Origin of the sequence: Rhodoflexus caldus, from assembly GCF_021206925.1 — a bacterium.
Classification (GTDB): domain Bacteria; phylum Bacteroidota; class Bacteroidia; order Cytophagales; family Thermoflexibacteraceae; genus Rhodoflexus; species Rhodoflexus caldus.
Genome location: NZ_JAJPRF010000002.1, coordinates 101,226 through 122,176, shown reverse-complemented (window position 1 = coordinate 122,176; position 20,951 = coordinate 101,226). Strand labels below are relative to the sequence as shown.

Sequence of the window (20,951 nt, the reverse complement as noted above, 5' to 3'; positions counted from 1 at the left end):
TATGCCGGAAACGAGAGGGAGATACAGGCAAGAAAAACCCAACCTATTTTCTTTTAGCCAAAAGGGCAAAAACTATCTTTTTGTGGTTGGCGTTAATAAATATGTGCACTTTCGCCAACTGACCAATGCCGTGAAAGATGCACGCGACCTGATTGACGTACTGACTGCTAATTATCACTTTGAGCCGGAAAACATTGTTACGCTTTTTGATGAGGCCGCCACAAGGAAAAATATTTTTGACAAGTTTGAATACTTTGCCAATAAGTTAGAAAAAGGGGACAATCTGGTTATTTATTTTTCCGGGCACGGCTATCTGAATACCCGAACCAACATTGGCTATTGGATACCCCTGACCCTGTGAAAGCATTAGCAGCCTATGAAGCGGCTGAAAAAGCTTACAAAAAGGGCGATATGGAAACAGCTTTTGCACAAATTACCATTGCAGAGCAAAATGGGCCAAACCTCAGTAAAATAAAAACCCTTAAAGAAAAAATTGTATTGGCACAGCAAGCAGCCAAAGAGGCGGAAATGCGTAAAGCCCTAGAAAAAAGCGCGCCGACAGCATTGCCACAGCACAAAAACTATTCAAAGAAGCCGAACAAAAAAGAATTGCCGACAGTATCCAAAAAGCAAAAGAGGAAGCAAAAGCAGAAGCCATACGTTTGGCACTCGAAAAAAAGACGCGCGACAGCATTGACAGAGTTGAAAAACAACGCATAGCCGACAGCATTAAGGCTGTTAAGTATGAGCAACTTTTTGACAGTCAAAAAATGAGCGTCTGGCAACGCGATTCGTCTTTTACCGATTTTTGCAACCATGAGGCCATGGAGTTTATGTACAAATTCTATCCTGCCAAAAATATTGCCATACCGACTTTCCATTTAATCATCAGCCGCAAAACAGACGAAGGCTTCAATATGGTATATCTTTCAGAGATTAGAATCATGGAAAATACCGATGAATATACGCGGGTTCAGGTGCCTTATACTATGCAAGGAGATAAAGGATGGATTTTTTACAAGCAATCCTATTTGGAAATTCTTTACGACCATGTCAGCCGTTCTGCCACCTTTATTCCCAAAGAACGAATGAACCAAATGCGCAGCGAAGATGCCATTAACCGGGAAAGATTTACAGAACCACTCGATTTGCGTGGCATAATCTCCCATGCGGCTGAACATGTGATTTTATACTACCACAAAGCATTTGTCAGCCATTAAGTTCTTTTAAAGCGAACTATTCGCTAACAGCTGGACAATCAACATACTTAACGCGAATTATTTGCTAATTATCTGATAATCAAAACATTATACATCAGAAAAATCAAAATGAAGCATTAGCGCAAAAATTCACGCCTTTGAATTGTATTTTTCTGATGTGGGTATATGCGTAGGGACAAGCGACGTGCAACGCGCATGCGTTGTCCCTACAATTACAATAACGAATCAAATTTAATTTTTTCAAGATTCTATCGCAAACTTGCGTTTAATACCGTTTGTGGGAAAACGTGCCTTGCCAAAAGCGATAAAAATTTTGCTTTTTGTGCTTTGGGATAAATTTGTATCAATGCAATATGCCATGAGAACAATCGCAGCCATTCTTATAATCATGCCGATTTTCGCTACATTCCGCAGGTAATGCTTTACAGATATTGACACCGTAATTGCTCTTACCCGTCGGCAAATTTTCGTATATTCGCTTGAACAACTTGGCAGCAATGGAAATACAAACAGCCCCAATCTCACCCGAAGCCTACTTAGCCCAAGAAGCCCAAGCCGACTTCAAAAGCGAATACCACGCAGGGCAAACTGTGGCAATGGCAGGCGCGCAAGAACCTCACAACCGAATTGTGAGTAATATTTTAGGTGAGTTGTATGCTTGCTTGAAAGGCAAAAAATGCCAAGTCTATCCAAGCGATTTGCTCATCAAATTGCCCCAGTGCGATAAGTACGTCTATGCCGACATCACGGTGGTATGCGATAAGGTCGTGCTGGAAAATTTGCCGCAAAAAGGTTTGGACGTGTTGCTCAATCCGCATATTGTCATAGAGGTGCTCTCGGAAAGTACTGCCGTTTACGACCGCACGGACAAGCTGAAGTGCTACCTCAAACTTGCTTCACTCAAACAATACGTATTGGTGGACAGCACCCAAACAGAGGTAGTAACCTATACCCGCACCGATACGAACGATTGGCTGATGCACACGGAAACCGACATCAGCGCACAGGTGCAAATCGGCGATTGCCTGATTGCCCTTGCAGATATTTACCGCAAAAATGTTGAGTAATTAACTGTTCCCCTGCCCTTCTGCATAACGCAGGATTGCCGAATCAGTGCCTAAACTCTATTTTTTGCAAAATTTATTTACCGATACAAAACTTACTGAAAATATTCCCCAGCAAATCTTCGGTTGTAATCTCGCCCGTAATTTCGCCTAAGGCGCGCAGAGCGTGGCGGATGTCCATTGCCACAAAGTCGGCGGTAACGTGGCTTTGCAAACCGTGCAGTACGTCGGTAAGGGCGCGGCGAGCGTTGCTAAGGGCTTCGTAGTGGCGCAGGTTGGTAACAACGGTTTCACCCACGGCAACGGGGCGGGCATTGACAGCCTCCAACAGGGCGGCTTTCAGCTCATCCAACCCGATGCGCTCTGCCGCCGAAATGCGGATAATATGCGGATGATGTGCCAAATCGGGAACGGTTCTGTCCACTTTATTGCCCACCAGCAAATAAGGTTTGCCCAATTGTTGCAATTCTTTTTCAGCTTCCTCTACTTCGCTGACCGACGTTTCCAACAGGTCAAACAGATAGATGATGAGCGCGGCTTGTGCCATTTTTTCGCGGGTGCGCGCCACCCCGATTGCCTCTATGCGGTCATCGGTTTGCCGCAGTCCCGCAGTGTCAATGAATCGGAAATTAATGCCCTCAATCACAAGGGTATCTTCAATAAAATCACGCGTAGTGCCCGGAATCTCGCTAACAATGGCTTTTTCTTCGTTGAGCAAGGCATTGAGCAGCGTGGATTTGCCCGCATTGGGTTTGCCTGCAATAACGGTCGGTACGCCGTTTTTAAGTACATTGCCCAGCGAAAAAGATTGCATCAAACGCTCTAAAAATGCAATAATTTTTTGTACCAAATCGGTCAATTGCTTTCTGTCGGCAAATTCTACATCTTCTTCACCGAAGTCTAACTCTAACTCTATCAGCGATGCAAAATTTATCAACTCTTCGCGTAGTTTTTTAATTTCGTTAGAAAATCCGCCACGCATTTGGTGCAAGGCGCTGCGTCGCGCCGATTCGGTATCGGCAGCGATGAGGTCGGCTACCGCCTCGGCTTGTGCCAAGTCAAAGCGCCCGTTGAGGAATGCCCGCTGCGTAAACTCCCCGGGTTTGGCAAGGCGTACCCCTGCTTCCAAAAAAAGCCTAATGATGCGCTCCACAATAAAAGGCGAACCGTGGCAGGAAATTTCCACCACGTTTTCTTTGGTAAAAGAATGAGGGGCTACGAAAAGTGTTGCCACTACTTCGTCAATAATTTCGCCATCGGCAGCAACGATATTACCAAAGTGGACAGTATGTGTTTTTTGTGCAGTCAATGGCATTTTACTTTTACCTGCCTTTTGGAAAAATCGGTCGGTAACGGTAATCGCATCCTGTCCCGAAAGGCGGATGACCGCGATTGCGCCCACTCCTTGCGGTGTTGCTAATGCTATTATGGTATCGTTGAGCATCGGTTAATAAATAAGTTGCAAATTAAGCGTTAGAATTGACTTGCTGCCCTTATTGTCGGCATACTTCTGCTAAAATGTAAAGTTCGCCGGTTCAAATTTTCGGTTCAATGATAAATCGCAAAACCATATATTGCTTGCAAACCCTAACCCCTGTCTGTTAGTTGTAAAAAAACAAACAGGTGAAATACAGCATATGCCTTGGTGTATGAGCGCACCATCACAATTACGCTATACAGAATCGCAGGTAGTTTGCGAAAAATTTTTTGTATAAATTATTGAAAAACAAGTATTTAAAAACCTGAAAGGCTCTAAGGCCTCTCAGGTTTGTGTATAAAAAACAAGAGAAAACTTTGCAACGGACAGCCTGCCAGATAGTATGGTTCAAACGGGATTTGCGGCTGCGCGACCATGCACCGTTGCGGGCAGCCATTGCTACGGGGCTGCCTACCCTACTCTGTTTTTGCTTTGAACCTTTCTATATGAACTGCCCCGAAAGCGACCCGCGTCATTGGCGCTTCGTCAGGCAGTGTTTAGACGATTTGCAGCAGCAGTTAGCACCCTTTCGCATTCCATTGTATATTTTTTATGGAGAAACAGTAGAAGTATTTGAACAATTAGCCAATATTTTAGATATCCGTTTTCTGTACTCCTACGAAGAAAGCAACCTGCAAATCACTTTCGCAAGAGATAAAGCCGTTAAAAAATTTTGTCAAAGCAAAGGCATTACATGGCAAGAGTTCCCCTGCAACGGCACCATCCGCGGGCTGCGCACACGGCACGGCTGGGTAGCAGAATGGCAACGCCGCATGGATGCCCCGCAGGACAAGGTTAATTTACAGGCATTGCATCCGCTTGTCTTGCCCGATGAGTGGCAACCAAAATGCCGCATACTGCCGCTGCCCGCTGCTGTTTTGAAAGATGATAAAAATTTTCAACCGGGCGGCGAAACCAACGCATGGCGCTATGCTAACAGTTTTTTCAGTGAGCGGGCGCAAAACTACAACCGCCACATGTCCAAGCCCGAGTTGAGCCGCCGCAGTTGCAGCCGATTGTCGCCCTATCTTGCCTTTGGTGCGCTGAGTATCAGGCAGGTATATCAATTGGCAAGGCAACAAGAACAAGCAGGCATTATGCCGCTGCAAATGCGCAATTTTCAGTCGCGGCTCTGGTGGCACTGTCATTACATCCAGAAATTTGAGATGGAGTGTCGCATGGAAACCGAATACATCAACCGTGCGCATGAAAAATTTGCCAAAACTGTCGTTCCTGCATACATAGAAGCATGGAAAAACGGCATGACAGGCTTCCCGCTGGTAGATGCCTGTATGCGTGCTGTGGTGGCTACAGGCTTCCTCAACTTTCGGATGCGTGCCATGCTGGTATCGGTGCTCACGCATACCTTGGGGCAAGATTGGCGACCGGGCGCGGTACATCTGGCACGGCAATTCCTTGATTTTGAGCCGGGTATCCACTACCCGCAGTTCCAGATGCAGAGTTTTGCGGTGGGGCATCACTTCCTGCGGATTTACCACCCCGTCAAACAGTCCTACGACCACGACCCGCAAGGCGACTTCATCCGCAAATGGGTGCCCGAACTCTGGCACGTGCCCGCACCGCTCATCCACGAGCCATGGAAAATGACACCGATGGAGCAACAATTCTACAAGTGCCGCATCGGGGCAGACTATCCTTTTCCGTTGGTCAATCACGAAGAAGCGGCAAGACAGGCGCGGCTTTGGCAAAAAGCCATGGAGCAAGACCCGGAAGTACAAGCAGAAAACGAGCGCATTGTCAAAAAATTAAGCAATCCGAAAATAGAAATCAGGCATGTGGAAGCACTTGCAGCACCAATGCGAAAGCAGGGGTAGTATTGGCTTTTACAGCTACACCACAGCAAAAGTCCCTGCAAGACACTATCTTTGCCACTCATTTTTGACTTTTCCGTATGTCGTCTATTGCCAAAACGTACAACCCCAAAGAGACCGAAGATAAGTGGTATGCCTGCTGGATGCAGGAAGGTTTTTTCCGTTCCACGCCTAACCCTAATAAAAAGCCCTACACCGTAGTTATTCCGCCGCCCAACGTAACGGGGGTGCTGCACATGGGGCACATGCTCAACAATACGATTCAAGATATTTTGGTGCGCCGTGCGCGGATGCGCGGCTACGAGGCTTGCTGGGTGCCCGGCACTGACCACGCCTCTATCGCCACCGAAGCAAAGGTTGTCAAGATGCTCAAAGAAGAAAAAGGCATCAACAAGCGCGACCTGAGCCGCGAGGAGTTCCTCAAATATGCGTGGGAATGGAAGGAAAAATACGGCGGCATCATTCTGGAACAGTTGAAAAAATTGGGCGCAAGCTGCGATTGGGAGCGCACACGCTTTACGATGGAGCCCAAACTTTCCGACCAAGTATTGAAAGTTTTTCTGGACTGGTACAAAGCGGGCTATATCTATCGCGGGCTGCGCATGGTCAATTGGGACCCACAAGGCAGAACCGCACTGGCAGATGATGAGGTGATTCGCAAGGAAACCAAATCCAAACTCTACTATGTGCGCTACCAAGTAGCAGGCAGCGATGAGTACATCGTAGTAGCCACCCAACGCCCCGAAACCATCATGGGCGACGTAGCCATTGCCGTAAACCCCAAAGACGAGCGTTACTTGCACCTGCACGGCAAACAAATCATCGTGCCGGTGGTGAACCGCCCCGTGCCCGTGATTATCGATGACTACGTAGATATTGAGTTCGGTACGGGCTGCCTTAAAGTAACCCCTGCGCACGACATCAACGACTACGAAATCGGGCTGCGCCACAACCTGCCCGTGATTGATACGCTCAATGCCGACGGTACTTTCAATGCCAATGTTTTTAACAATGAGGCAGAGCGTCAGTTGGTGCAGCAATACGATAAAATTGACCGCTTCAAATTGCGTAAAATCATTGCGACGCATCTGGAAGAAATCGGGCAGTTAGACCGCGTGGACGAAAACTACGTGGCAAACATCGGCTATTCGGAGCGCACCGATGCGGTGGTAGAGCCGCGCCTTTCCGTGCAGTGGTTTGTGCGCATGAAAGAACTCTGCGAGCCTGCGCTGGAAAACGTGATGAACGACAACATCCGTTTTTACCCTGCCAAGTTCAAAAACACCTACCGCCATTGGATGGAAAACGTGCGTGATTGGTGCATCAGCCGCCAGCTGTGGTGGGGGCAGCGCATCCCGGCGTGGTACATCAACGGAGTGGATTACGACAGCACCGCGCACGATTCGCTCATTGCCGTTTGCCTCACCGCCGAAGAAGCCTTGCAGGAGTTGCAGCAAAAAGCCGATGCCTACAACAGCATGAACAGCCTCAAAGTGCCGCGCCCTGCCACTGTTGCTGATATTCGCCAAGACGAAGACGTATTAGACACGTGGTTCTCTTCGGGCTTGTGGCCGATTTCAGTGTTTGACGGCTTGTTAGACCCTGACAATGAGGATATTAAATACTACTACCCCACTACTGACCTTGTAACCGCACCCGAAATTCTGTTTTTCTGGGTTGCCCGCATGATTATTTCGGGCTACTATTACCGCAAAGAAAAGCCCTTCCAAAATGTTTATCTGACGGGTATTGTGCGCGATAAGTTGGGGCGCAAAATGTCCAAGTCGTTGGGCAACAGCCCTGACCCTCTGGAACTGATGGACAAGTACAGTGCCGACGGCGTGCGCGTAGGGATGCTGTTCAGTTCGCCCGCGGGCAACGACCTACCGTTTGATGAAAAACTTTGCGAACAAGGCCGCAACTTTGCCAATAAAATTTGGAATGCTTTCCGTTTGGTGAAGGGCTGGGAGCAAGATGCCAACCTTGCCATGCCAACCACCAACCAAACCGCGATTGACTGGTTTGAGGCCAAATTGCAAAGTGCTATTGCCGAAATAGAAGACCATTACGAAAAATACCGCATTTCCGATGCCCTGCAAGCCGTTTACAAACTGATTTGGGACGACTTCTGCGCTTGGTATTTAGAAATGGTGAAGCCTGAATACGGACAGCCGATAGATGCCGCGAGCTTTGCCGCAACTGTCAATTTCTTTGAAACCTTGATGAAGTTGCTGCATCCTTTCATGCCGTTCATCACCGAAGAAATTTGGCACGGGCTGCGCGAACGCACAGGAAAAGACTTTTTGATTGTTGCGCCTTATCCTACCGTACAAGCCATCAGCGAGGCACAAACTGCGTTGCTTGGCGAAGCGGAAATTGCCTTTGAAATTATCCAGCAAGTACGCAGCCTGCGCAACAGCAAAGGACTTTCGCCCAAAGAAAAATTGCCGCTGGCAATCAAAACCGCTCAACCGCAACGCTATGCCAAATTTGAAGGTTTGATAATTAAATTGGCAAATTTGGAAAGCCTGACCTACGGCGATACAACTGCTGAGAATGCTGCCCGTTTTGTAGTCAAAGGCGACGAGTGCTTCGTAACCTTGTCGCAATCGGTCAATGCCGAAGAGGAAATCAAAAAGTTGGAGGCAGAGTTAGCCTATCAGCAGGGCTTTTTGGATTCGGTGGAAAAGAAACTTTCCAACGAACGCTTTGTAGCCAATGCCAAGCCCGAAGTAGTGGAAAACGAACGCCGCAAACAAGCCGATGCAAAAGCCAAAATAGCAGCCTTGCAAGCAGCCATAGCAGCCTTGCGATAGAAATTTTCTTCATTCATTTTACATAACTTTCAACCGCCGATAAAGCACTTATCTTTATTGGCGGTTTTTTATCACCAATTATGAATACCTTCCGGAGCGACATTTCAGGCAGAGAGTTTCCCGATGTGGAACGGGTGTACGGCAATTCCATTAAAGCCCCTTTGCTGGAATTTATCAGAAAAATCTACCCCGACTTTACCGAACAGAGCAGTTTGTCCATCACAGAGTTGAATACATTTCGCTCTGAATTTCTCGCCCAAACCATGCAACAGCAAATAGGCGAGTTGGATGAATTGAGTCGTACCGTGCTGGAATCGCTCCGCGACCAAACCCTGCTATCGGATAAGTTGGAAGAAAATGCGGATGCGCCCCTTACCCTTGGGCAGCAACTGGCCGACCGCGTAGCAGAGTTTGGAGGCAGTTGGACTTTTATTATCGCTTTCGGCATTTTTATTCTGTGCTGGATTGCAGTTAATGTTTACCTGCTCCGCCCGGGTTTTGACCCTTACCCATTTATCTTGCTCAACTTGCTGCTCTCATGCCTTGCGGCTATTCAAGCGCCTATCATCATGATGAGTCAAAACAGGCAGGATGAAAAAGACCGCGACCGCTCGCGCAAAGACTACATGATTAACCTGAAAGCAGAAGTGGAAATCAGGATGTTACATGAAAAAATTGACCACCTGATGATGAAACAGCAACAGCATCTGCTTGCCATCCAGCAGGAACAAATAGAAATGTTGGGGCAAATTTTGGATAAAATATCGGACAAGCATACCAGATAAAGACTTCCTCAATTCTGCGTATCTTTGTGTAAAATCAGTAAAAATGCATACGGAACACATCAGGAATCTGTTGGAGCAGAAAGGCGTTCGCAAAACCAGAATCAGGGAGGCCATGCTGGCATTGTTCTTTGATAAAGGCTATGCTCTCTCCCATGCAGATGTGGAAAATTTTCTGCCTGATGAGTTTGACCGCGTAACTATTTACCGCACACTCAAATCGTTTGAAGAACAGGGACTTGTGCATAAAGTCCCCGATGAAAAAGGTATTATGCGCTTCGCATTGTGTCCCGAAAGTTGCACACACCACCAACACAGCGACAGCCATCTGCATTTCTTCTGTAAGCAGTGCGAACACACCTACTGTTTGCACATTTCCCTACCCGAACCTGCACTTCCCGCAGGTTTTCATGCAGAAAGTTTTGAGTGGTTGGCGCAAGGGATTTGTAAGAATTGCCTTAACAAAGCATAAGCTACCAATACTAAAAAACTTCCCGATTATTTATTTTTTAATTGATTTCCAAGAACTTGCAGAAATTGTAGAGTTCTGTTGTATACATTGCTAAATAACTAAAATTTTACAACTTTCATTTGAATTTTGACCAAATGATAGCTTTGCATAAATTGGCATTATTTTCACTATTAGAAAAGTACTATTGATTCTTGTTTTCATAACAAACAAAACTAATTTACCCCTATGAAGCGTTACATTCTTACCTTGGCAATAATCTTATGTATTATTGCAAGCAGGGCAACGGCTCAAAACCTTGCCGACTTGAACAAAGCCAACGATGCTTTTTTTAAAAAGGACTACGAAACAGCGATTACTTACTACAATCGTTACCTGCAACCGGGCATCCGCATTCCAAAAGTGCTGTTTAACAGAGGGATATGCTTCCTTAACAGAAGACAATATGCTAACGCTCTCTCCGATTTCAAGGAAGTTTTGAAAATAAATCCCTCATTTACTGATGTTTATTATCACATGGGGCTTGCGTATCAGAAGCTCAGCAAATATGAAGATGCTATCCGATGTTTTGAGAAAGAGTCGGATAAAGTGGAATCGCTGAAAGGTATCAGTGAATGTTACAGAAGCATGGGATTCTATGAGCGTGCCAACACATATGCAGAAATGGCTGCCACACAGGAAATCCTCAACAATTCTGCAACTGATTGGCCGTCTTACTCTCAACAATCAACCAACATTGCCAACAACGCACCGACGAATATTAACCGCCCCACAGGCCAGCAGCAAATTGCCAAGCCGAACACATCCGATATGGGAGGTTCGCCTGTTAAAAAACTACTGAGCGAAGCGCAAAGCCTCACAGAAGAAGGCCGCTATGCCGAAGCAGAAGAAAAACTTAATCATATTATTAAGTATTACAAAGAAGACCTCAAATCGGCATTTGATAAACGCGGAGCCGTACGTGTCAGCCTGAAGAAGTACAATGAGGCTATTCAGGATTTTGACCAATCTTTATCAATTGTGCCCCGAGATGCTTGGACACTCAATTTGAGAGGCTTGGCAAAAATGGAAATGGGTTTATTTAGTGAAGCCGAAAGAGATTTCCGACAGGCAGTTAATATTGACCCCTATTCACCCGCCAAAGAAAATTTGGCAACTTTAGATATCCGCAAACAAACCTCTATTGCCAAAGATGACCGGCAAGGCCCGACTGTAACAATTATCAGCCCATTGCTTGCCGAAGCCAACAGTCGTGGTTTGGGAGTGGTTAGCGCAGCCGATGCTAAAATTACCGTAGTAGGCACTGTTGAAGATATCAGTGGCGTTAGGGAGGTGCAGCTAAATAGCACCATAGCTAAGCTAATACCCAACGATGCAACCGGTCAGCGTTTTCAATTCTCGGCCACCATACCGGTTAATGAGGGTGAAAACACTATTTACTTTGTTACCAAAGATGCTTGTAACAACGAGACCAAAAAGACTTACAAATATATTGCCCGTGTTTCCCAAGTCCCCAAGATAGATATCCCAATTGCGACAACTGAAAAAAATGAAACCAAAAACCTGATAGGAAAAAATTATGCACTGCTGATTGGTATTGACCAATATGTGCATTGGGACAAACTGAACAATCCCGTACGCGATGTATACGCCATTGCACAAGAGTTGAGAAATGTGTATAATTTTGAAGTGGATTTGTTAATCAACCCGCGCAGTAAGGCCGAAATTGAGCGTAAAATAATCGAATGGGCAAGCCGCAACTATCAGTACAATGACCAATTGTTCATATTCATAGCAGCCCACGGCTTTTTCATTCCATATTTGGAAAAAGGCTTTATCATTCCTTATGATGGACTACCTGCGCACATGGAGATAGACGGTTCAAGCTGGATATCGCACGACTTCATCCGCAATACGCTTGAGCGCTCGAACAGCCACCATGTATTTCTGGTAATGGATGCTTGTTTCAGCGGCACATTCTCGCCGGCGATTGCCCGCAATCGCGGTGCTGCCGAATTAAGTCTGTCCATCCGCGAAATGGTAGCACGCAAATACCTGCTCAAAACCCGCAAATACCTGACTTCGGGTGGTAAGGAATATGTATCGGACGGACTTCCGGGAGCTCATTCACCTTTTGCGGCCAAATTGTTAGAGGCGCTCCGTAGCAGAGGCAAATACAGCAACGGCCTGCTAACCATCAACGATATTCGCCGTGCAGTTCAGAATTTGACGCCTCAACCGCACAGTGGTGATTTCCCTCACAGCAGCGGCGACCCCGAAGGTGATTTCTTCTTTATTCCCGTTAATTAGCGGGGTTCCGGTTGCGGCAATCAAGTTACCGCAACCGGAAAAACTTACAAGGTTTCTTATTAACTTAGCAGCAATACGCAAATTGTTATGATGAAACATTTTCGCATTGCGCTGAAAACCATTTATATAGCCGTGTGCTTATCAACAGTGGCAGGAATAGCCCACGCACAGTACAGCACCGGCATGTTCGGCAAAAACCGCATCCAGTACAAGAACTTTGATTGGCAGTATATTTCCAGCCAAAACTTCAACATCTTTTTTTACGACAACAATGAAGACTTGGCGAAACTGACCGCAACCATAGCCGAGCAGGAATTTCCGACCATTACCGATTTTGTAGGTTATGCACCTTTTAATAAAATCAAAATTTTTGTTTACCCCTCTGTCAAAGATATTCACCAAAGCAACATAGGAGTAGATAAACAGGGTTTTGCCGTAACAGGCCAAACACGATTTGCCAAATCGGAAATTGAAATCGCTTTTACAGGCCTGCAAAGCAATTACCGCGCAGAATTGCGGCTGCATATTTCGGAAATGCTCATTTCGGAAATGATGTACGGCGGCAACTTGCGGGATGTATTGCAGAGTTCCTACCTGCTCAACCTGCCCGACTGGTTTTTGCCGGGTGCCGCGCGCTATATTGCCTACGGCTGGAGCAGCGAAATGGACGACTACATGCGTGATGCGCTTGAAAACAGAAAACTAAAAAAAATTGCCAACATGGAAGGCGAAGAAGCGCACATGATAGGCCATTCCATTTGGAACTTCATTGTAGAGAAATACGGCAAGACCAATGTTGCCAATATTTTAAACCTCACCCGATTGGTACGCAATGAAGAAAGCAGCATTGAAAATACACTGGGCATAGCTTACCAGCGTTTCTTAAACAATTGGCGAAATTTCTATTTGGAACAAGCCAAAAACATGCGAGAAAACCACCAGTATGTACTGGCCGAATCGCGGCTGTTTCCCAATGAAAAGAACATGTCTTTTAATCGGGTGAAAATCAACCCCAAAGACAACGACTTGATTGCCTACGCTCAAAACAACAAAGGCCGCTATCATATCCGCCTGCGCAACCTGAGCAGCAAAAAAGAATCTGTATTGATGCGCGGCGGCAACCGTGTCCTCAATCAGGAAATTGACAAAATACTGCCCTTGTTCGTATGGAAAGACGCACAAACCCTGCTTGTCATCAATACATTTGAAGATAACTACCGGCTCAGTGAAATAAAAATCGGCAAAAAGCAAAAAATCACTCATCGGCCATTCCCGACTTTCAGCAGCATTCGGGACATGGAAATTTCAGACGACGGCAAGCGATTAGTTCTCAGTGCCACACAGGGCATCCGCAGCGATATTTACACCTATGACCTTGAAAAAGACCAGATTACACGCATCACCAACGATGATGCAGACGATATCAATCCGGCTTTCCTAAAAGGCAGAAACTACGCAATTGTATTTAGCTCGAATCGCACCAACGATACTTTGGGTGTAGCCTCTCCCATAGAAGAAGAAAATCTGTCGCGTTTCAACTTGTTCATTTACAACCCGCAGCAAAAAAATGTATTGAAACGAATCTCCAATACATTGAGCTACGACAGCCGCCCGCTTGCTCTTTCCGAAAACACTCTTTTATTCCTGAGCGACCAGCGCGGCATCCATCACCTGTTCCGCTATGACCTCAAAGATGAAGTAAGCACCCAAATTTCGGCCTTTCCGCACAGCATAAAATATTATGACCTGTCGGGTAAACAACTTACCTTCATCAGCCTTTTTCAGGGCAGCGAAGCCGTGTTTAATATCACCGATTTCAATATCCGCAACTCACTTTTTACCTTGAAAACAGCGCGGCAGCAACTGCTCGACCTTCGCCGACTCAACCAAATGCGGCAGAAAGCAGAGCGCGACCAGTTGCCGACAACCGCAGGCACACAACCCGTAACCCCGAAGGAAGAAAAAAAGATAGCAGCCGCAGATACCACCAAAAAATCGGATGAGATAGATACCGAAAACTATCGGTTTGATACCTTCACCAAAACCGACAAAAAGAAATTGCTCAAAAACTATCGCCCGCTCAGCCCATTTGAACAGGGAACTAATAAAAATTTCAGTTTCAGCAAAGCACAGGCCTATGAAAGCAAGTTCAGTGCCGACAACCTCGTTACTTCCATCATCACAGACCCTCTGCGCGGGCTTGGTATCGTGTTAGAGGCCAGCATGAGCGATGCCTTAGAAAATCACAAATTCAATGCGGGCTTGTTTGGTCTTACTACGCTCCGAAGCGCCATGTACTATGCAGAATACAGATATTTAAAGCAACGCATTGATTACAAAGTACGCTTTGACCGACAATCACTGACCATATCGCCTCTTGATTTTGTGCAAAAATATGCACTGAACAAACTGCAAGGGAGCGCATCTTATCCTTTCAGCGTAACCACTCGCGTTTCGGCAAGTCCATTTTTTGCCAACACAACTTTTACACCCACCAGCGACATTAACCCTGCCGTACAGCAACTGCCCGACCGCTCGTTCAGCTATGGCGGTATCGGCTTTGAGTTTGTGTTTGATAACAGCCTCACCCTCGGGCCAAACCTGATGGAAGGCACACGCGCTATGGCACGCTACGAAACATGGGTTGGTATATCGGGACGTGGCAGGAATTTCAGCAACTTGACCATAGACGCACGCACCTATCGCAAACTTACAGGCTCACTCCTGTTTGCAGGGCGCTTCAGCTACGGGCAATTCTTCGGGCCGGGCAGAAAAAGCTATCGGCTCGGCGGCATGGCTAACTGGATAGGCAACCAAAGCGACCCCGTTCCTAATACAGACCCATTGTTTGTAGATGCTACCCGCCCCGGAAAAGACCTGAGCGACCTGCTGTTTGTGCAATACGTAGGTAATCTGCGCGGCTTTAACTGGAACAAACTGCGCGGCAGCAGCTACATCCTCTTTAATGCAGAGCTCCGCCTGCCGCTGCTAAAATATTTTTACAAAAGCGCCATTACGTCCAACTTCTTCCGCAACCTGCAATTTGTTGCATTTACCGATATTGGGGCTTCGTGGAGCGGTGTAAGTCCGTTTAACCGCGAAAACTCACTGAATACCATAGAGATTATCAGAGAGCCCTTTGCAGCCCGTGTATCTAACTTTAAAAACCCCTTCCTGATTGGCTTAGGAAGCGGTGTGAGAACCATGCTGTTGGGCAGCTACTATACAAAGTTTGACGCAGCATGGGGAATTGAAAACGAACAAATTCAAAAACCTGTGTTCTACTTTACGTTAGGATATGATTTTTGATTTTTGCGGTACTTACTACACCGATTAGGTGAACTTTTGTTAAATTCGCACACTATTTTTACTAAGGAAGGCAAAGTGGAAAAAATAAAACTCGAAATACTTGGTCTTTCATCAAGTCAGTCGCAATCGGGTTCGTTTGCGTTAGTACTTGGGGAGGTTGGCAAAAAACGACGTTTGCCCATTATTATCGGCATGTTTGAAGCGCAGGCAATTGCTATTGAGATAGAAAAAATCACCTCTGCGCGCCCCATGACACACGACCTTTTTAAGGCTTTTGCCAAAGCCTTCCACTATGATATACACGAAATAATCATCTCTGAACTGCGCGAAGGAGTATTTTATGCCAAAATTGTTTGCTCTGCCAACGACTCGTATGAGCGCATAGAGATAGATGCCCGTCCTTCCGATGCAATAGCCATCGGGCTGCGCTTTGATGTGCCCATCTACACCTATGAAGACGTGCTCTCGGAAGCAGGCATCACTATTTCCGACATGGAGGAAGAAGATGAGGAGGATATGGAAATGACCACCGCAAGCGCTCCGGAACGCAGCAGCGAAAAGCGCCTGACTACGCCCGAAGGACTTGCCGGCATGACCGTAGAACAATTGGAAAGTGAACTTCAGCGGGCAATTGAGGCAGAAGATTACGAAAAAGCTGCCAAAATCAGGGACGAACTCAACAAGCGTAAATAAAATTGGTACGCACTGATTTACAACTTATATTGGCTTCGCAATCTCCACGCCGTCGGCAATTGCTGAACGAAATGGGCTTTACCTTTTCAGTACAGGTAAAAAATACCGATGAAACTATCCCCGCCCATATCAGTGCAGAAAATGCGGCAGCCTATTTAGCCGAAAAAAAAGCACGTGCTTTTGAAGGTGAACTCACAGAAAATCAGGTAGTTATAACTGCCGATACGGTCGTGGTATGCAAAGGCAATATTCTAAATAAGCCCACAGACGAAGCAGAAGCTACCACCATGTTGCGGATGCTTTCCGGCCAAGTGCACCAAGTAATTACCGGTGTGAGTTTGATGACCCCTCAGCAGATAATCACCCGCAGCGATGTAGCAAAAGTCCATTTTCGGGAACTTACAGCAGAGGAAATAGCGCACTACATTCAGCATTACCGACCATTTGACAAAGCGGGCGCATACGGTATTCAAGAGTGGATTGGTATGATTGGCATCTACAAAATTGAGGGTTCATTCTTTACCGTGATGGGCTTGCCCACTCATTTGGTTTATGAAATGATTCATCAGTTGCCTGCATAATCTCCGTTTAAAACAATATCAAACTATGGCACACACTTACTTCCTCACCCCGGGGCCTTCCGAATTGTTTCACACCGTTCCGGGGCACATCAAAACCGCTCTGAAAGAAAATATTTGTGCCATTTCGCACCGCAGCAAAACCTTTCAGCAGGTAGTAGCCCATACGCTGGCACAACTGCGCGAGTTGTTTCAGCTACCCGAAGGCTATCACATTGCTTTTACGGCCTCTGCAACCGAAGTGTGGGAACGCGCCATCCAAAATATGAGCGAAGAAACAACGCTGCATTTGGTCAATGGCAGTTTCTCAAAAAAGTTCTACGATTTCAGCAAACAACTGCAACGCAAAGCAGAAAAATGGGAAGTCCCACTCGGGCAAGGCTTTGACTTAGAACAAATGCCTGATTTTCAATCGCCTGAATTGCTTTGCATTACCCACAATGAAACCAGTACAGGCGTTGCCATGCCTTTAGCAGATATTTATGCCTTGCGGAAGAAATTCCCCGATGCGCTGCTGATAGTAGATGCCGTTTCATCTGCACCCTATCCGGCTATTAATTTTACGCAGATAGATAGCTTGTTTTTCTCCGTTCAAAAGTGTTTTGGTCTGCCTGCCGGTTTGGGCGTATGGATATTCAATGAAAGATGCCTTGCCAAAGCTGAGCAGTTACTAAGCAAGGGTAAGAGTATTGGCACTTATCATACCCTGCCCTCATTGGCAAGTGCTATCCGCAAAAACGAAACCCCCGAAACCCCTAATATGCTGGGGATTTATCTGTTGGGCAAAGTGGCGGAAGACATGAACCGCCGCGGCATAAAAGCCCTGCGTCAGGAAACAGACGGCAAAGCTGCCATTGCATATCACAATCTGCAAAAGCATCCTGATAAATTTTCATTATTTGTAGAAAATCCGGCACACCGCTCTGCAACAGTTATCGTAGCCAACGTGCTGAATCGCCCTGCTGCCGATTTCATATCCTTTTGCAAAGAACATCACATTGTAGTAGGCAGCGGCTATGGCAACCTGAAAGACAGCCAAATACGAATCGCTAACTTTCCGACCCACTCCAAAGAGGTGTTTCAGCACCTGAGCGACTTAATGGCACGATGGTAGGCATATAAAAGCCCCAACAGTTTTAAAAGACGGTTGGGGTTTAACTTTTTGATTTTCAAATATTTATAAAATTCTGATATTTTTTCCGTATCTACGTTGTTTCGGCTATCACGGAAGCAAGCGCCTGTTGATATTTGTAAATCACAATATTTTGGTCAAAACGCTCTACGGCAAGTTTGCGGCTGTTGCTACCCATGCGCACCAATGTCGCTTCATCTGCCTGCATCATTTTTTCCATCTGTGCGGCGAGGTCTGCCGGGTCTTTTACTTTACATAAGAAACCGTTGAAACCGTGCTGAACCGTATCGCGACAGCCGGGAACATCGGTTGCAATAATGGGTTTACCCAAACTGGCCGCCTCTAACAGCGTGCGGGGCGTACCTTCCCGATAGGAAGGCAAAAGTACGCAATCTGAGCGGCGAATAACGGAGATAACATCATCCGTAGTACCTAAGTATTCTATCAATCCCTCGGCCTCCCATGCCGCAACTTCTTCCGGAGGGATACCTAAACCGGCTTCTGTATCTATCTTGCCCAACAACCAGAATTTTGCCTGAATCCCTTTACTGCGCAGTAGGCGAATAGCTTCTACATATTCCAAAATTCCTTTGTCATACAACACACGCGCTATCAGCAAGAAGGTAAAAATTGTATTTTTCTTAGTTTGAGCAGGTATAAACTTATCTACGTCAATGCCTGAACCCGGTAATACATCTGTAATTTCAGGACGTACAAGTTTCATGTTTACAAACAAATCCCTGTCCTCCTGATTCTGAAAAAATACAGTCTGCGGAAATCGGAATGCCCAACGGTAGAGCTTATGAGCAATGCGGGAAGTAAGATTGCGATGCAAAAAAACAGTACCCAATCCTGTTACATTATTGATGGTCGGGATACCAAGCATTGTGGCGGCAAAAGTCCCGTAAATATTAGGTTTGATGGTGTAGTGTAAAATTACATCCGGCCTTTCTGCCGCATATATTTGCACCAATTGGGTAAATAACCAAAAATCGTTAATCGGATTGGAGCCTTTATTGTCAATCTCGATGATGTGGTGTCGGCAGCCCAATTTTTCAAGATGCGTTACGTACCCATCATCGGGGGCAATAGTTACAATCTCATGTCCTCCTTTTTTCAGCGATTGAATCAGTCCGGCGCGGAAATTATAAATATTCCAAGACGAATTAATAACAATACAAATTTTCATCGCTCATTTGTCAGTGTAGTACAATTCATTGCCGTGGTAATGCTGGTTCAATTTAACATCTTTTAAGCCGCAAAACCCTTACCAATTTTAAGCAGAACTAAGTATTTAGCAAAATTTTAAACTAAAAAAAGTAAAAGTTTATATTGAATTAATTACAAATTCATACCTAAAGCCAGATATCTGCCGGATATTCCACTTGACAAAGAAAAAGCCCCTGTGGAGGCACGGCGCGCCCTGCCTGCGTTCGGTCTTTGACTTCTATCATTTGCCGAAAATCGGTTATGGTTCGCTTCCCAAGCCCGATGTCGAGCAGCGAGCCAACAATGGCTCGTACCATTCCACGCAAAAAACGGTCTGCCTTGATATGGAAGATGCAACCCGTATCGGTAGCCTGCCAAAAAGCATACATAACCTTGCATCGGAAGGTCTTTACATCCGTCTTTACTTTGCTAAATGACTGAAAATCATCGTATTGCAACAGCAAAGCTGCAGCCTCATTCATGGCATCCAGATTTAAGGCATACGTGAACTGATAAGACAAATCCTTGCTGAAAGGGTCTTTTTCGCGGGTAATATGATATTCGTAAGCCCTGCTCAAAGCACTGAAACGCGCATTGGCCTCAGGATGAACCGGTAAACAATTCTTAACCAATATATCAGGAGGCAAACAGCGATTAAGGGAAAAGATAAATTTTGAGATATTCTCAATCGGGTTTGCCGTATCAAAATGCACGTATTGGCTTTTGCAATGTACGCCCGTATCCGTTCTGCCACTGCCGATGGTTTCTACCACGGGCTGCCTGAGAATAAATCCCAAAGCCCGATTGAGTTCTCCCTGAACGGTCAGCGTAGTATTCTCTTGTGCTTGCCAACCGTGATAGCGAGTGCCTTTGTAGGCTATTTCCAGAAAGTAACGCTGCATCATGCTTGTAATGGTGCAAAATTACAAGAAACACCTTGCTTTGTCGCATTTTGGACAACATCAGTTTTATTTGTATTCCAATAAACGGTTGTTTTTCCCATGCGACATCGAATTAGAGGCGGACAATGCCTAAACTGCCAACTGAAATATCCTGCACATTACAATTACTGTCCCCAATGTGGTCAGGAAAATACTGTTGTCCGCGTATCTTTTTTGCAACTGCTGCGCGATTTATTTGACAACTATATTACGCTTGATTCCCGTTTTGGCAGAAGTATCGTACCTTTTATTTTTCGCCCGGGCTATTTGAGTCAGGCGTTTAATGAAGGTAAGCGCATTCACTATATCCACCCGGTGCGGCTTTATATTCTGATGAGTCTTTTATACTTTTTTGTATTTGGCTATGTCGCAGGAATTAAAAACCTGACCATCAGAGCTTTGGGGAAAGATGAGGTAGTTATGGACAGTATCAGGCAACAAAAAAACCTTATCACTGTACGCGGGGATATTAACTTCAGCGCCATTTCGCAGGCAAATGCTACTAACGAAAATTCCGACTCCTCTTTGCGCAGCGTAGGCAACAACTGGTTTTTTCGCACCATCCAAGACCCGACAATGACAGAAAGTGCGCTGTTAGACAGTCTGAAAAATCATGGTTTACATATCAGAGAAGCGAATTTTATTAAAGATTTAGATAAAATAGTTGCAAAGCAATTGTTAAAAATCGGACAGCGCGATTTGCCAATGTTTATTAATGAAATTCTTGGCAATATTCCGCTGATGATGATTGTTATGTTACCACTGCTTGCTGTAACGCTGCGGGTTATCTATCCTTTTTCACCTTTTTATTATATTGAACACTTTGTCAATACGCTTTATTTACAATCGTTTGTCTATTTTGTTTTCTCAATCAGTATGGTTTTTATGGGGTTGCGTGTGCTGGCTGACGTTGCCATCCACGATGAATGGATGGGCTGGTGCGTTTCCATCCCACACGTGATTCTGTTGCTGTACAATTATAAAGCCTTCAGGCGCATGTATGGACAAGGACGCATGATGACGATGCTGAAATTGTCTGCTTTTACTTTTTGGTATGCCACACTGTTTTTTATTTTTCTTACATTAGAACTGTTAATCTCATTTTTCACTTTCTAAAAC

Annotated in this window: 17 protein-coding genes; 14 read left to right on the top strand and 3 right to left on the bottom strand. The window is 45.6% G+C overall.

What is annotated here, in order from left to right:
• The first annotated feature begins 1 nt into the window (after position 1).
• From NDK19_RS02675 to NDK19_RS02660, 4 genes are all read left to right on the top strand, one after another.
• Positions 2 to 361, top strand: a complete 360-nt coding sequence (locus NDK19_RS02675; protein ID WP_250630292.1) for a caspase family protein — start codon at positions 2 to 4, stop codon at positions 359 to 361.
• A complete protein-coding gene (locus NDK19_RS02670; protein WP_250630291.1) occupies positions 340 to 720 on the top strand; it encodes a hypothetical protein in 381 nt (126 codons plus the stop codon). The genes NDK19_RS02675 and NDK19_RS02670 overlap by 22 nt, the downstream gene beginning before the upstream one ends.
• Entirely contained in the window at positions 663 to 1,220 is a 558-nt protein-coding gene (locus NDK19_RS02665; RefSeq protein ID WP_250630290.1) for a hypothetical protein, read from the top strand. The genes NDK19_RS02670 and NDK19_RS02665 overlap by 58 nt, the downstream gene beginning before the upstream one ends.
• Positions 1,221 to 1,717: 497 nt before the next feature.
• Entirely contained in the window at positions 1,718 to 2,287 is a 570-nt protein-coding gene (locus NDK19_RS02660) for a Uma2 family endonuclease (protein ID WP_250630289.1), read from the top strand.
• A 73-nt stretch (positions 2,288 to 2,360) separates the two neighbouring features.
• Here NDK19_RS02660 and mnmE read toward each other — a convergent pair whose 3' ends face one another.
• Positions 2,361 to 3,728 carry a tRNA uridine-5-carboxymethylaminomethyl(34) synthesis GTPase MnmE gene (gene mnmE / locus NDK19_RS02655; protein ID WP_250630288.1) on the bottom strand — a complete coding sequence of 456 codons (1,368 nt, stop codon included), beginning with the start codon at positions 3,726 to 3,728 and terminating at the stop codon, positions 2,361 to 2,363.
• Positions 3,729 to 4,078: 350 nt separating this feature from the next.
• Here mnmE and NDK19_RS02650 point away from each other — a divergent pair, with 350 nt between their 5' ends.
• From NDK19_RS02650 to NDK19_RS02610, 9 genes are all read left to right on the top strand, one after another.
• Positions 4,079 to 5,596, top strand: coding sequence for an FAD-binding domain-containing protein (locus tag NDK19_RS02650; protein WP_250630287.1), 1,518 nt, complete (start codon positions 4,079 to 4,081; stop codon positions 5,594 to 5,596).
• 77 nt (positions 5,597 to 5,673) lie between these two features.
• Positions 5,674 to 8,409 (top strand): valine--tRNA ligase, encoded by a 2,736-nt coding sequence (locus NDK19_RS02645; protein WP_250630286.1) that lies wholly within the window; start codon positions 5,674 to 5,676, stop codon positions 8,407 to 8,409.
• Positions 8,410 to 8,489: 80 nt separating this feature from the next.
• A complete protein-coding gene (locus tag NDK19_RS02640) occupies positions 8,490 to 9,194 on the top strand; it encodes a DUF1003 domain-containing protein (RefSeq protein ID WP_250630285.1) in 705 nt (234 codons plus the stop codon).
• A 43-nt stretch (positions 9,195 to 9,237) separates the two neighbouring features.
• Positions 9,238 to 9,663 (top strand): Fur family transcriptional regulator, encoded by a 426-nt coding sequence (locus NDK19_RS02635; protein ID WP_250630284.1) that lies wholly within the window; start codon positions 9,238 to 9,240, stop codon positions 9,661 to 9,663.
• Positions 9,664 to 9,888: 225 nt separating this feature from the next.
• Positions 9,889 to 11,970, top strand: a complete 2,082-nt coding sequence (locus tag NDK19_RS02630) for a tetratricopeptide repeat protein (RefSeq protein ID WP_250630283.1) — start codon at positions 9,889 to 9,891, stop codon at positions 11,968 to 11,970.
• 87 nt (positions 11,971 to 12,057) lie between these two features.
• The gene (locus NDK19_RS02625; RefSeq protein ID WP_250630282.1) at positions 12,058 to 15,279 is read left to right on the top strand and encodes a translocation protein TolB; all 3,222 of its coding nucleotides are present in this window, start codon (positions 12,058 to 12,060) and stop codon (positions 15,277 to 15,279) included.
• Positions 15,280 to 15,354: 75 nt separating this feature from the next.
• The gene (locus NDK19_RS02620) at positions 15,355 to 15,972 is read left to right on the top strand and encodes a bifunctional nuclease family protein (protein ID WP_250630281.1); all 618 of its coding nucleotides are present in this window, start codon (positions 15,355 to 15,357) and stop codon (positions 15,970 to 15,972) included.
• Between the two features lie 29 nt (positions 15,973 to 16,001).
• Positions 16,002 to 16,553 carry a Maf family protein gene (locus NDK19_RS02615; RefSeq protein WP_250630280.1) on the top strand — a complete coding sequence of 184 codons (552 nt, stop codon included), beginning with the start codon at positions 16,002 to 16,004 and terminating at the stop codon, positions 16,551 to 16,553.
• Between the two features lie 25 nt (positions 16,554 to 16,578).
• Entirely contained in the window at positions 16,579 to 17,664 is a 1,086-nt protein-coding gene (locus NDK19_RS02610; protein WP_250630279.1) for an aminotransferase class V-fold PLP-dependent enzyme, read from the top strand.
• 91 nt (positions 17,665 to 17,755) lie between these two features.
• On the opposite strand, the gene NDK19_RS02605 is transcribed toward NDK19_RS02610, so the two are convergent.
• A complete protein-coding gene (locus tag NDK19_RS02605; protein ID WP_250630278.1) occupies positions 17,756 to 18,871 on the bottom strand; it encodes a glycosyltransferase family 4 protein in 1,116 nt (371 codons plus the stop codon).
• 166 nt (positions 18,872 to 19,037) lie between these two features.
• Positions 19,038 to 19,796 (bottom strand): tRNA pseudouridine(38-40) synthase TruA, encoded by a 759-nt coding sequence (truA, locus tag NDK19_RS02600; RefSeq protein ID WP_317207147.1) that lies wholly within the window; start codon positions 19,794 to 19,796, stop codon positions 19,038 to 19,040.
• A gap of 96 nt (positions 19,797 to 19,892) precedes the next feature.
• Between truA and NDK19_RS02595 the strand changes: the two genes are divergently transcribed.
• Complete coding sequence (locus NDK19_RS02595; protein ID WP_250630277.1) at positions 19,893 to 20,948, top strand: DUF3667 domain-containing protein; 1,056 nt, start codon at positions 19,893 to 19,895, stop codon at positions 20,946 to 20,948.
• Positions 20,949 to 20,951 lie beyond the last annotated feature (3 nt).